Below are 12626 nucleotides of genomic sequence, written 5' to 3'. Positions count from 1 at the left end.
TGGGCGACCGCCGGAGCGGCCTCCGCCTCCGGCGGCTCCTGGCCCTCCTGCGGCTCCTGCGCCTCCCGCGCCTCCTTCGCGGCGCGGGCCGCGCGGGAGGAGAGGATCTTGATGGAGATCAGGGCGATCACCGCGAGACCGATGATGTACGCGGCGACGGACATCGACGTCCCGGTCGCCTCCAGGAGCAGCACCATGATGAACGGCGCCAGGCCGCCGCCGAGCACGGCGGCGATCTGGTAGCCGAGCGAGGCCCCGGTGTACCGCATCTCCGCCGTGAACAGCTCGGCGAACAGCGCCGCCTGCGGCCCGTACATGATGCTGAGGAAGCAGCTCGCGACGAACGTGCCGACGGCCAGCCACAGCAGCGACCCGGTGTCGATGAGCAGGAACATCGGGACCGCCCACAGCAGCACGCCGGCCGCGCCCAGCGCGTAGATCCGCAGCCGTCCGATGCGGTCGGACAGGGCCGCGGCCGCCGGGATGAGCGCCAGCTGCGTGAGGCTGACGCAGAGGGACACCATCAGCACCGCGCCGCGCTCCATGGCCAGCTCGCGGGTCGCGTAGTCGAGGACGCCGGCGATGATGATGTAGAAGGTCGCGGTGTTGACGGCGAAGGACCCTCCGGCCAGGAGCACCGTGCCGAGGTGGTGGCGGAGGATGGTCTTCAGCGGGGACCGCGGCTTGCTCTTCTCCTGCTCCGACAGGGCACGCTCGGCCTCCTTGAAGGCCGGGGTCTCCTCGACCCGCGTGTGGATGTACCAGGCGAGGCCGAGGACGAGGAAGCCGACGACGAACGGCACCCGCCAGCCCCATGCGACGAACTCCGCGTCGCTGGTGAGGGAGCCTGCGGCCAGGAAGACGGTGTTGGCCGTCACCACGCCGATCGGGACGCCCAGCTGAACGAGGCTGCCGTACAGGCCGCGCTTGCCCTCGGGGGCGTACTCGGTGGCCATGAGCATCGCGCCGCCCCACTGGGCGCCGACGGCGAGGCCCTGCAGGACGCGGAAGACGACGAGCAGGACCGGAGCGGCGATGCCGATCGTCTCGTACGTGGGGAGCAGGCCGATGCCGAGGGTGGCGAGTCCCATCACGGTGAGCGCGAGGACCAGCATCGGCTTGCGGCCCCGCTTGTCCCCGAGCTGGCCCGCGATGACGCCGCCGAGGGGGCGGGCGAGAAAGCCGACGGCGAAGGTCGCGAAGGCGGCGAGGACGCCGGCCGACGAGCTGCCCGCCGGGAAGTAGAGGTCGCCGAGCACGAGGGCGGCGGCGATGCCGAAGACGAAGTAGTCGTACCACTCGGCGGCCGATGCGAGCGCGGCCGCTGTGGCCACTCTGCGCCGGCGGGGGTCGCTGGGTGCGGAGGTGGTGGGAGCGGGGGCGGGTGCCGATTCCATGGGTGCACACTCCGGTGGGTGCGGGCGGAGACGGGAAGGGGGGCGGCGCCTTGATGGACGGGGACCGTACCGACCGGCTGGTATGCCGTCAACGGCATGAACGGCAACAGTTCTCGGCTGGGCCATTACCGGCGGTACGGTGCTGACGTGCGGCGATCCGCCGATCCCGCGTCCGCCGGGCTCGCATCCGCCGGGCCCGCGATCCGCCGGGCGCCCGGGCAGCGCGAACACCCCGGGCGCGCGGCGGCGGCCGGGGCGCGCGCGGTGGGCGGGCCTGTGCTTCAGGCCTAGAAGACGACCAGGGCCCGGCCCCCCTTGCCCGCCAGCATGGCGTCGAACGCGGCCGGGATGCCGTCCAGGCCGATGCGGTCGGTGACGAGGAGGCCCAGGTCGAGCGCGCCCTCCCGCACGCGCCGCGCCAGGACCGGGAGGTCGTCGGCCGGGCTGGAGTTGCCGTACACGCAGCCTGAGAGGGTGCGGCCCCAGTGGAAGATCTCCAGGGCGTTGAACGTCACCTGCTGGTCCTTGCCGCCGATGCCGACGACCGTGGTGCGCCCGCCGCGCCGCGTGGAGTCCCAGGCGGTACGGATCGCGGCGGCCCGCCCGGCGCACTCGACGGCCACGTCGGCACCCTGACCGCCCGTCAGCTTACGGATCTCCCTGGCCGTCGTGTCGGACGCCACCACGAACTCCGTGGCCCCGGCCGCCCGCGCCAGGGCCTCCTTCGCGGGCGACACGTCGACCGCGACGACCGGCCCCGCGCCCGCGATCCGCGCCGCCTGGAGGGCGGCGAGGCCCACGCCGCCGACCCCGAACACCGCGACCGACTCGCCCGCGCGGACCCGGGCGGAGTGGTGGACGGCCCCGTACCCGGTGAGGACGGCGCACCCGAGGAGGGCGGCCTCCGTGAGCGGTACGCCGTCGGGGGCGGGCAGCACGCAGTGCGCGGCGACCACGGTCTCCTCGGCGAACGCGGCGACGTTCAGGCCCGGGTGGAGCTCCGTACCGTCCTCGGTGACGGCGTACACGCGGCCCGCGCCGGTCAGCGCGTCGGCGCACAGCCACACCTCGCCGAGACCGCAATGGTGGCAGGAGCCGCAGGACGGCGCCCAGTTGAGGACGACGCCGTCGCCGGGAGCGACATGCGTGACGCCGTCACCGACCGCGAGGACGGTGCCCGCGCCCTCGTGGCCGAGCACGGCGGGGACGGGCACGCGCATGGTGCCGTTGGAGAGGGACAGGTCGGAGTGGCACACCCCGGCGGCGGCGAGGCGGACCCGGACCTGGCCGGGGCCCGGCTCGGGGAGTTCGATGCCGGTGATCTCCAGCGGAGACCCGACGGACGGCAGGACGGCGGCGCGGACGACCACGATCGGTATCTCCCGACTCGGAGCTGAGCTGACAGGGCTGGTGGAGTGGCTCAGAACTGGAGCGACTTGGTGTGCAGGTACTCGGTGAGGCCGTGGACGCCCAGCTCGCGGCCGATGCCGGACTGCTTGTAGCCGCCGAACGGGGCCAGCGGGTTGAACCGGCCGCCGTTGATGTCGACCTGCCCGGCCTCCATGCGGCGGGCGAACGCGACGGCCGCCTCCCGCTCGCCCCACACCGCGCCGGCGAGCCCGTAGACGGTGCCGTTGGCGATGCGCAGCGCGTCCTCCTCGTCCTCGTACCGGAGGAAGGAGACGACCGGGCCGAAGATCTCCTCCTGCGCGATGGTCATGCCGGGCGTGACGTCGGCGAAGAGGGCCGGGCTGACGTAGTAGCCGCGCTCCAGGGGTGCCGCGGGGCCGCCGGCGACGAGCCGGGCGCCCTCGGCGACGCCCTTCTCGATGTAGCCGACGACACGGTCGCGCTGCGCGGCGCTGACGAGCGGGCCGATCCGGTCCCCGGGCCGGTACGCGGCGATGGCGTCGGCGGCGAGCGCGACGGCCTCCTCGTACTGGTCCCTGTGCACGAGGACGCGGGTGAGCGCGCTGCACCGCTGGCCGGAGTTGGACAGGGCGTTGGCGAGGCTGCCCTCGACGGCCGGGGCGAGCTCCGCGCCCGGCAGGACGACGCTCGCGGACTTGCCGCCGAGCTCCAGGGCGACGCGCTTGACGGCGCCGCCCGCGAGCGCGCCGATGCGGCGGCCGACGGCGGTCGAGCCGGTGAAGGACACCAGGTCGACGCCGTCGTGCTCGACGAGGGCCTGGCCGGCGACCGGGCCGAGGCCGGTGACCATGTTGAACACGCCGGCGGGGAAGCCCGCCTCGTGCACGGCACCGGCGAAGAGCCGGGCGGTGAGCGGCGTGTACTCGGCGGGCTTGAGGACCACGGTGCAGCCCGCCGCGAGCGCGGGGGCGACCTTGGCGACGATCTGGTGGAGCGGGTAGTTCCACGGGGTGATCGCGCCGACCACGCCGACCGGCTCCAGGAGCACGGTGGAGCTGCCGACCCGCTCCTCGAAGGCGTACGTGGCGGCCAGTTCGGCGTACGAGCCGGCCACGGCGATCGGCAGCCCGGTGTGCACGGCCTGCGCCGCCTTGGGCGGGGCGCCCAGCTCGGCCGTGACCGTCGCGGCGATCTCGTCCTTCCGGGCGGCCATGGCGTCGCGCAGCGCGGCGATGCGGGCGGCGCGCTCGGCGGGCGGGGTGGCGGCCCAGCCGGGGAAGGCCGCGCGTGCGGCCCGTACGGCGGCGTCCACGTCCTCGGGTGTGCCGGCCGGGACGTGGGCGATGACCTGCTCGTCCGCCGGGTTCACCACGGCGATCGTGTCGGTGCCGGCGGCGGGCCGCCAGGCGCCGCCGATGTACATGCCGTCGTGGTTCTTCATCCGCTGCTCCTCGGGCCGGTGCTGCTGCTCGTGCGTCGTCGTTCCGGGAGCACCCAAACTAGCGGCGATAGTTTTCTGTCGCCAGAGGGTACGGACGAGACGTCGGGCACGATCCTGCCCGCCCGGGGAGCTTGCTCAGAAGTCGACCCTGACCCGGTCGTCGACCCGCGCCACGGACTCCTGGCCGAACTGCCGCTTGTACGCCTCGCGGATCGCCTCGATGCGCGGCCCGCTGGGGCGGGCGTCGGCGGCCGGGTACAGCAGGATCAGCTCGTACGAGCGCTCCCGTTCGATCGTGCCCGAGGCGTCCCGCCACTGCCCGCGCCCCTCCTGCACGGTGAGCCCGGCCGGGAAGCGGGGAGTGACCTCTCGGTCGATGAACTGCGTGAACTGCCGGTCCGTGACGTCGGGTCCGCCGTCGGGGCGCTCGGTACCGAAGAGGAGCCGTGTCTCGACGAAGGGCTCGGCGCCCGGCGCGGCGGCACCGGCGGCGGGCGGCGCCTCGTCGCCGAGCGTGGCGTACGCGGTGGGGGCGCCGACCGCGATGAGGGCGGCGGCGGTGAGGGCGGTGAGGCGGGCGGCGCGCGTGCGGGCCGGGGTGAGAACGGGCATGGTCGGATGTCCTCCGGTTCACTCACGGGTCGTGTTCCGTCGCGACTGTGGCAGGCGCGGGCGGCGGGCGGCGCCGGAAGGCGGGTTCCGGACAGGAATTCACCCTCAGGCGGCGCGGATCACGTCCGTGAGGTGGGCGAAGGCGACGACGTTCGCCGCGTAGCCCTTCTTGCGGTCGAAGGAGCCCCCGCAGGTGAGCAGCCGCAGCTCGGGGCGCCCGGTGGCCCCGTAGACCTCCTGGTCGGGGAACCGGTCCTTGTCGTACGTACGGACGCGGTCGACCGTGTACACGGCGACGAGCCCGTCCTTGCGGGTGACGCGGACGGTGTTGCCGGGCTTGAGGGAGTTGAGGTCCAGGAAGACGGCGGGGCCGGTCCTGGTGTCCCGGTGGCCCACGGCGACGGCGGTGCCCTTCTCGCCGGGCGTGGGGCCGTCCTCGTACCAGCCGACGAGGAGCGGATCGTCCACGGGCGGGGACAGCAACCGCCCCGACTCGTCGAGGCCGAGGCCGACGACCGGCGCCTCGATGGTGATGGCGGGGACGGCGAGCCGCGTGGCGGGTGAGGGGGCCAGCGGCGCGGGCGGCGGCTTCGGCTCGGGAGCGGGCTTCGCCTTGGGCTTGGGGTCGGGCTTCGGCTTCGCCTTGGGGTCGGGCTTCGGCTTGGGCGTGGGGTCGGGCTTCGGCTTCGCTGTCGCGGGCGGGGACGGCGACCGGAGTACGGACGGGCGCGCCGCGTCGCCCGTGTCCCCCGGCGGCGCCCCCGCCGCCACGGCGGCGGGCCCGGGCGACGGCGCGTCGTCCTGGGCCCACCAGACCCCGCCGACGACGAGCGCCAGGGCCACCGCCACCGTTCTGGTGAGGCGGAGCAGGCGCCGTTGCCGGCGGGTGAACCGTGCGTACGGGGGCCTACGCGGCGCCATCGGCGCGACGGCGACGACGGACGAGGATCAGCCCGGCCGTCCCCGCCAGGCCCGCCGCGAGCGCCGCTCCGACGCCGAACGCCGAAGTGCCGTCGGAGCTTTCGGCCATGCCGCCGCCGCCCGCGCCCACGCCGCCGTGCGGACCCTTGTGGCCGTTGCCGTTCGGACCGTTGCCGTTCACGCCGTTGCCGTTGCCGTTGCCGCCGCCCGGGCAGTCGACGCGGAACACCTTCATCTTCCCGGCGCCGCTCGCCCCTTCGAAGGTCCAGGTGAGCTTGTACATGCCGTCCGGCAGCGAGAGTTCCTCGGTGTGTCCGGTTCCGGTGGCGAGGGTGATGCCGCCCGACAGACTGGGATCGCCGGCCCGCATCGGCTGGGGCACGATCGTGTAGCTCACCTGCTGGAGCGTGTCGAAATTGAACGCGGCGAGATAGAACCGGCACACCTTGGGCTCGTTGCGCTGGTCGAGCGGCGGGGTGCCGACGCTGTGGATCTTGATGTCGCCGTTGTCGCCGGGCGCCGCGACGGCCGGTGGCGCGGCACCGATGGCGATGCCGCCGAGTGCGAGTCCGGCGACAGCGGTGCGCAGGAGTGATCTGGCTGCGGTCATGAAGGATTCCTCCGTGAGGATGTCGGACGGATCAGCCGATAATCCGACTATCAGTCACATCCTGGACACGGAGAGCTTCCCGGCGGCGCGCCGCCCCCGGGTTCGCCCGGTCAGCCCACCGGTGACACCTCCACGGGGAAGCCGTTGAGGACGGCGTTGCCGGAGAGCGGGTCGAGGCGGGTGCCGTCGAGGAGCTGGTTGACGTTGACGCCGGGACGGGCGGCGGCGACGGCCATCCGGGTGCCGGGGCGGTCGTGACCCCAGCCGTGCGGGAGGCTCACCACGCCCCTGCGGATCGCGTCGGTCACCTCGACCGGGGCCTCCAGCTCGCCGCCCTCGCCCTTGATCCGGGCCGGGGCGCCGTCCGTGAGGCCGAGGCGGGCCGCGTCGTCGGGGTGGACCTGGAGGGTGCAGGTGTTGGTGCCGCGGTTGAGGGCGGGGATGTTGTGCAGCCAGCTGTTGTTGGAGCGCAGATGCCGGCGGCCCACCAGGACCAGCCGCGCCGGCGTCTCGTCGAGGGCCGTACGCAGCCGGGGCAGGTCGGCGGCTATCGGGTCCGGGAACAGCTCGACGCGGCCGCTGCGGGTCTTCAGGCCCTGCGGGAGGCGCGGCCTGAGCGGCCCCAGGTCGATGCCGTGCGGGTGGGCGAGCAGCTGTTCGACGGTCAGCCTGTACGGGCCGAGGCGCAGCATCAGGTCCAGGCGCCGCTCGGCCGGGGTGCGCCCGGTGAGGCGCGCGGCGAACGCGGCCGGGTCCTGGCCGTGGGCGGGCGAGTGGGGCTCGGTCACGGCGCGGGCGAGCGTGCGGTCGATCGCCAGGGCGTCCACGTCGTCCGGTGCGGCCGTGCCCCGCACGCCGGTCGCGGCGAGGATGAGCCGGGCGTGGATCTCGCACTCGTCCATGCGCCCCTCCTCCAGCGGGACGGCGGCCGGCGTGTAGCGGACCTGGTCGCGGATCGCGAAGCCGTTGAACGCGAAGTCGAAGTGGGCGCTCTGCGAGGGCGGCGGCGGGGGCAGCACCACATCGGCGTGGCGCGTGGTCTCGTTGAGGTAGGGGTCGACGGCGACCATGAAGTCCAGGTCCCCGCCCAGGGCCCGGTCCAGGCGGTCGCCGTCCGGCGCGGACAGGACCGGGTTCGCGGCGATGGAGACGAGCGCCCGGATACGCCCGTCGCCCGGCGTGTCGATCTCCTCCGCCAGCGCGGCGACCGGCAGCTCGCCCTTGGCCTCAGGGTGGCCCGACACACGGCTCGCCCACCGCCCCAGGGCGAACCCCTTGCCCGGCCCGGCGGGCCGGAGCGCGGGCACGGTCGCGGACAGCGGGAACATGGCGCCGCCCGGCCGGTCGAGATTGCCGGTGAGCACGTTCAGGACGTCCACGAGCCAGTTGGTGAGCGTCCCGTACGCGACGGTGCTCCCGCCCACGCGCGCGTAGACGGCCGCCGATGGCGCGGCCGCCAGCTCCCGGGCCATCGCGCGGATCAGGCCGGGCTCGACGTCGCAGGCCTCGGCGACCGCCTCGGGTGTGAAGTCCCGTACGGCGGACTCGACCTCGGCGACGCCCTCGACGTGGGCCTCCAGGTGGCCCAGGTCCGTGAGCCCCTCCGCGAACAGCACCTGGGCGAGGGCGGCGAGCAGCAGGGCGTCCGTGCCGGGGCGGATGGGCACGTGCCGGTCGGCGAGCCGGGCTGTGCGGGTGCGGCGCGGGTCGACGACCGTGAGGGTGCCGCCGCGCTTGCGCAGCGCCTTCAGGCGGCCGGGGAAGTCGGGGGCGGTGCACAGGCTGCCGTTGGAGTCCAGCGGGTTGGCGCCGAGCATCAGCAGATGGCCGGTGCGGTCCAGGTCCGGGACGGGGATGGCGTACGGGTCCCCGAACAGCAGCCCGCTGGAGACGTGCTTGGGCATCTGGTCGACCGTGGAGGCGCTGAACACGTTCCGGGTGCGGAGCGCGCCGAGCAGCAGCGGCGGGTAGAGGCCGCCGGCCATGGTGTGGACGTTGGGGTTGCCCAGGACGACACCGACGGCGTCCGGGCCGTGTGCGGCGAGGATCGGCGGCAGCCTGCGGGCGATGACGTCGAACGCCTCGTCCCAGCCGGCTTCGCGCAGGACGCCGTTCTCACGGACGAGCGGGACGCGCAGCCGGTCCGGGTCGGCGTCCAGCTCACCGAACGACGCGCCCTTGGGGCAGATGAAGCCACGGCTGAAGATGTCGTCGCGGTCGCCGCGCACACCGGTGACGCGGGTTCCGCTGATCGTCAGGGTAAGCCCGCAGGTGGCTTCGCAGAGCGGGCAGATGCGCCGTGCGGTGGTGGGACCGGTGGCGGCGGAACCGGTGGCGGTGGCTCGGTCGGCCTCGGCGGCCCGGTCGGCCTCGGCGGCCCGGTCGGTGTCGGTGGCAGTGGTCGGCATGGGTCTCCCCGGCTCTGTGCCGTACGCGGACAGGGCCGAGCATACCGACCGGTAGGCATGCTGGCGACGGTCAGCGCAGAACCGGTCCGAGATACGCGTGCAGCAGCTCCCGCGTCTCGGCGATCAGCGCGGGATCGCCCGCCGGGTCCGTACGGAAGGCCAGCCGCAGCAGCGCGTCCGCGGCCTCGACCCCGACGAGGACCTTGCGGCGCAGCGCCTCGCCGTCACCCGCGCGTGCACGCACACGCGGGGCGATGAGGCCGTGGATCCGGTCGGCGACGAGGTGGTTCGGATCGTCGTCCAGGGCTTCGGCGGGGCCGGGGACGCCGAAGTCGACGAGGGCGAAGCCGGGGACGGTCCGCTTCATCGCGACGTACTCGTCGAGCAGTGCGTCGACGGTGGCGCGCGCACCGAGCTCCGCGCCGTCGGCCGCGAGACGCTCTGCCACCCGTTCGGCGTAACGGTCGAGATTGCGGTGGGCGAGGGCGGTGGCCAGGGCGCGCTTGTCGGCGAAGAAGCGGTAGACGGAGCCGATGGGCACCCCGGCGCGCAGGGCGACGTCACGGGTGCTGAGCTGGTCGTATCCGGTCTCGTCGAGGAGTTCGGCGCAGGCGTCGAGGATGCGGGCGAGGCGCTCGGCGCTGCGCCGCTGGACGGGGGCGCGGCGGAGCGAGGGGGGCCGGTGCGGGGATTCCATGATGCAGAAGAGGGTGACGGCGCGCGGGCCCGCCCGGAACCCCCCGGACGCCGGAACCGTCCCATCACCACCCACGCGGCGGCGGTCTGCCGTTGACGTCGGCCGCATGGAATCCTACGGTCATCCATAGGATTCCATGAGCAGCAGGAGCGCGCGATGAACATGGGCGGCGCCGCACAGGCGAACGAACAGACGGCGAAGGTCGCGGAGAGCCTCGAATACCTCTCCGGCTTCGGCAACGAGCACCAGTCGGAGGCGGTGCCCGGCGCCCTGCCGCAGGGCCGCAACTCCCCGCAGCGCGCCCCGCTCGGGCTGTACGCGGAGCAGCTCAGCGGCAGCGCCTTCACCGAGCCGCGGTCCCACAACCGCCGCTCGTGGCTGTACCGCATCCGCCCGTCGGCCGCGCACCCGCCGTTCACGCGCGCCGACAACGGGGCGATCCGCACGGCCCCGTTCACGGAAGCCGTCCCCGACCCCAACCGGCTGCGCTGGAACCCCCTCCCGGCCCCGGCGGCCGGCACGGACTGGCTGGCCGGCCTGTGGACCCTGGGCGGCAACGGCGACGCGGCGCAGCGCACCGGCATGGCCGTGCACCTGTACCACGCCAACGCCTCCATGGAGCGGGTGTTCAGCGACGCCGACGGCGAGCTGCTGATCGTCCCGGAGCACGGCGGGCTGCTGCTCCGCACCGAGTTGGGCCTGCTCGCCGTCCGCCCCGGCGAGGTCGCGCTGGTCCCGCGCGGCGTCCGCTTCCGCGTCGAGCTGCTGGAGGCGACGGCCAGGGGGTACGTCTGCGAGAACTACGGCCTGCCGTTCCAGCTCCCCGACCTGGGCCCGATCGGCGCCAACGGCCTCGCCAACCCGCGCGACTTCCGCGCGCCGGCCGCCGCGTACGAGGACGTCGAGGGCCCGGTCGAGGTCGTCAACAAGTACTGCGGCAACCTGTGGCGCGCCACGTACGGCCACTCGCCGCTGGACGTCGTCGCCTGGCACGGCACCCACGTCCCGTACGTCTACGACCTGCGCACCTTCAACGTCATCGGGACGATCAGCTACGACCACCCCGACCCGTCGATCTTCACGGTGCTGACGTCCCCGTCCGACACACCCGGCCTCGCGGGCGTCGACTTCGTCGTGTTCGCGCCGCGCTGGCTGGTCGGCGAGGACACCTTCCGGCCGCCGTACTTCCACCGCAACGTGATGAGCGAGTACATGGGCCTCATCGAGGGCGCGTACGACGCGAAAGCGGAGGGCTTCGTGCCGGGCGGCGGGTCGCTGCACAACATGATGTCCGCGCACGGCCCGGACCGTGACACCTTCGACAGGGCCAGCGCGGCCGAGCTGAGGCCGCAGAAGATCGACGACGGTCTTGCGTTCATGTTCGAGACCCGCTGGCCCGTGACGACCACCGCGCAGGCCGCGAACGCGGACCACCTTCAGCAGGGGTACGACGACGTGTGGCAGGGTCTGGAGCGCCACTTCCGCTCGTAGTACGTCTCGCCTCGGTCGTACGCCGCACGCCGCAGTACGGAGATGCCGTGTCCGCCTTCGCCCCCGACTCGCTGGTCCTGAACCGCAAGCTGCCGCTCTGGTACCAGGTGTCCCAGTCCCTGCGCGCCTCGATACTGGGGCGCTCCCCCGACGCGTCGCTGCGCCTCCCCACCGAGGAGCAGCTGGCCGCGCACTACGGCGTCAGCGTGCTGACGATGCGGCAGGCGCTCAAGGAGCTGGAGGAGGAGGGCCTGATCAGCAGGCACCGGCGGCGCGGCACCTTCATCGAGCCCGGCGCCCGGCGCAGCGCCCCGCGCCGGCTGCTGGGCTCGATCGACGCGATCGTGGCACAGCAGTCGGGCGAGCGGACGACGATCCTCGGACACGGCACGGCGAAGGTGCCCGGGGAGCTGGCCGAGCACTTCCCGGACGCGACGGAGGTCGTCACGTACAAGCGGCTGCGCCGTGACGTGGAGACGGGCGAGCCGACGAACTGGGCCGAGAACGCGGTCCGCCCGGACGTCGCGGACCGGATCGACCTCGCGGACCTGGAGCGCTGGCCCATGACGAAGGTGCTGCGCGACGTGGTGGGGGTGCGCATCAGCCGGATCACCGACACCGTGGAGGCCCGCCTCGCGGACCCGGCCACCGCCGGCCTCCTGGAGGTCCCGCTCCTCTCGCCGATCCTGCACTACACGGGCGTCACCTACGACGAGGCGGGCCAGGTGGTGGACGTGGCCCGCATCCGCTACCGGGGCGACAGATTCTCCTTCACGGTGACGGTGGAAGCGGACTGAGGCGGCTACGCCGCCGTCCCTGTTGTGGGCATGCGTTCCGCAGGGCGATGGAGGTCCCTCCCTGCTCTAGCGAAGCCGAGAGCTTGGGGAGGGTGGGCACAACAGGGACGGCCCAGCGCCAGCGCCCGCCCCCGACCCGCCCCCGGCCCGCCACCCGCGCCGAGCCCTGCGCCCCGTCCCCCGGTGGCGGCGGCGCGGCTAGCATGCAGCGCGTGATGGAGGATGTGCCGCTGCTGGACGACCTGATGCCCTGGGCCGTGGCGCCGCTGCGGCTGGGCCGGGACTGGGTCGTCGCCCCGGACCGGCGCACGCTGCGCGCCCGCTGGGAGGCCCTGGCCGCGGCGGAAGGCGCGGCCCGCGAGACCCTGTTCCGCCCGAGCCGCGCCCGCACCCCCCGCAGCGCGGTCACCGCCCTGCCGGGGCAGCGCACCAGCACGGCACGCCTGGCCCGCGAACCGGGACCGTGCCCGGAGCCGGTCCGCTTCGCGTACGGCCCCTTCGACGAGCAGTGGCTGCTCCCCGACCACCGCCTGATCGACGTGGCCCGCCCGGAGCTGTGGCGGGTCGCGGACGAACGGCAGCTCTTCCTGGTCGAGCAGGGGTACGCCCCGCACGCCGCGGGCCCCTCGCTCCTCGCGACGGCCGCGCTCCCGGACGGCCGCTCCGCGGCGGGCCGCCCCGGCCGCGTCCGCCCCCTGTACCGCCGCCCCGGCGGCCGGGAACCGAACGTGACGCCCGGCCTCCTCGCGCTGCTGCGGAAGCGGTACGGGCGGGAGGTCACCGCCGATGACCTCGCGGCGTGGGCGGTGGCGGCCGCCCGGCACTCCCCCGCCGGGTGCCGGGTCCCGCTCCCCGCCGACCCCGACGTATGGACGTCCGGC

The 12626-nt window shown here is 74.2% G+C and carries 11 protein-coding genes; 3 read left to right on the top strand and 8 right to left on the bottom strand.

Going from position 1 to position 12626, the window contains the following annotated elements; translation table 11 throughout:
- The 8 genes from HTZ82_RS12740 to HTZ82_RS12705 all read right to left on the bottom strand — a co-directional run.
- Positions 1-1397: MFS transporter (locus HTZ82_RS12740; protein ID WP_175409461.1), on the bottom strand; the 1397-nt coding region annotated here is incomplete at its 3' end.
- A gap of 287 nt (positions 1398-1684) precedes the next feature.
- Complete coding sequence (locus HTZ82_RS12735) at positions 1685-2770, bottom strand: zinc-binding dehydrogenase (protein WP_175409463.1); 1086 nt, start codon at positions 2768-2770, stop codon at positions 1685-1687.
- A gap of 47 nt (positions 2771-2817) precedes the next feature.
- Complete coding sequence (locus HTZ82_RS12730) at positions 2818-4209, bottom strand: aldehyde dehydrogenase family protein (protein ID WP_175409462.1); 1392 nt, start codon at positions 4207-4209, stop codon at positions 2818-2820.
- A gap of 135 nt (positions 4210-4344) precedes the next feature.
- Positions 4345-4821: a DUF3574 domain-containing protein gene (locus HTZ82_RS12725; RefSeq protein WP_175409460.1), complete on the bottom strand. Its 477-nt coding sequence runs from the start codon at positions 4819-4821 to the stop codon at positions 4345-4347.
- A 105-nt stretch (positions 4822-4926) separates the two neighbouring features.
- Positions 4927-5664: a class F sortase gene (locus tag HTZ82_RS12720; protein WP_309235439.1), complete on the bottom strand. Its 738-nt coding sequence runs from the start codon at positions 5662-5664 to the stop codon at positions 4927-4929.
- Between the two features lie 64 nt (positions 5665-5728).
- The gene (locus HTZ82_RS12715; protein ID WP_175409458.1) at positions 5729-6352 is read right to left on the bottom strand and encodes a hypothetical protein; all 624 of its coding nucleotides are present in this window, start codon (positions 6350-6352) and stop codon (positions 5729-5731) included.
- A gap of 110 nt (positions 6353-6462) precedes the next feature.
- Entirely contained in the window at positions 6463-8760 is a 2298-nt protein-coding gene (locus tag HTZ82_RS12710) for a molybdopterin oxidoreductase family protein (protein ID WP_175409457.1), read from the bottom strand.
- Between the two features lie 70 nt (positions 8761-8830).
- The gene (locus tag HTZ82_RS12705) at positions 8831-9457 is read right to left on the bottom strand and encodes a TetR/AcrR family transcriptional regulator (protein ID WP_175409456.1); all 627 of its coding nucleotides are present in this window, start codon (positions 9455-9457) and stop codon (positions 8831-8833) included.
- A 156-nt stretch (positions 9458-9613) separates the two neighbouring features.
- Between HTZ82_RS12705 and hmgA the strand changes: the two genes are divergently transcribed.
- The 3 genes from hmgA to HTZ82_RS12690 all read left to right on the top strand — a co-directional run.
- Positions 9614-10948 (top strand): homogentisate 1,2-dioxygenase, encoded by a 1335-nt coding sequence (hmgA, locus tag HTZ82_RS12700; RefSeq protein ID WP_175409455.1) that lies wholly within the window; start codon positions 9614-9616, stop codon positions 10946-10948.
- A gap of 47 nt (positions 10949-10995) precedes the next feature.
- Entirely contained in the window at positions 10996-11745 is a 750-nt protein-coding gene (locus HTZ82_RS12695; protein ID WP_175409454.1) for a GntR family transcriptional regulator, read from the top strand.
- Positions 11746-11948: 203 nt separating this feature from the next.
- Positions 11949-12626 (top strand): type ISP restriction/modification enzyme (locus HTZ82_RS12690; protein ID WP_302852226.1); only part of this gene is annotated, 678 nt, incomplete at its 3' end.

It is taken from the genome of Streptomyces sp. TRM64462 (assembly GCF_013362995.1).
In the GTDB taxonomy this organism is placed as follows: Bacteria; Actinomycetota; Actinomycetes; order Streptomycetales; family Streptomycetaceae; genus Streptomyces.
This window is presented reverse-complemented; position numbering and strand designations above follow the sequence as displayed.

Bases quoted from the DNA above. Each gene is read 5' to 3' on its own strand.
- HTZ82_RS12730 (WP_175409462.1), bottom strand. From the start codon at position 4,209: ATGAAGAACCACGACGGCATGTACATCGGCGGCGCCTGGCGGCCCGCC.
- HTZ82_RS12725 (WP_175409460.1), bottom strand. From the start codon at position 4,821: ATGCCCGTTCTCACCCCGGCCCGCACGCGCGCCGCCCGCCTCACCGCC.
- HTZ82_RS12715 (WP_175409458.1), bottom strand. From the start codon at position 6,352: ATGACCGCAGCCAGATCACTCCTGCGCACCGCTGTCGCCGGACTCGCA.
- HTZ82_RS12710 (WP_175409457.1), bottom strand. From the start codon at position 8,760: ATGCCGACCACTGCCACCGACACCGACCGGGCCGCCGAGGCCGACCGG.
- HTZ82_RS12705 (WP_175409456.1), bottom strand. From the start codon at position 9,457: ATGGAATCCCCGCACCGGCCCCCCTCGCTCCGCCGCGCCCCCGTCCAG.
- hmgA (WP_175409455.1), top strand. From the start codon at position 9,614: ATGAACATGGGCGGCGCCGCACAGGCGAACGAACAGACGGCGAAGGTC.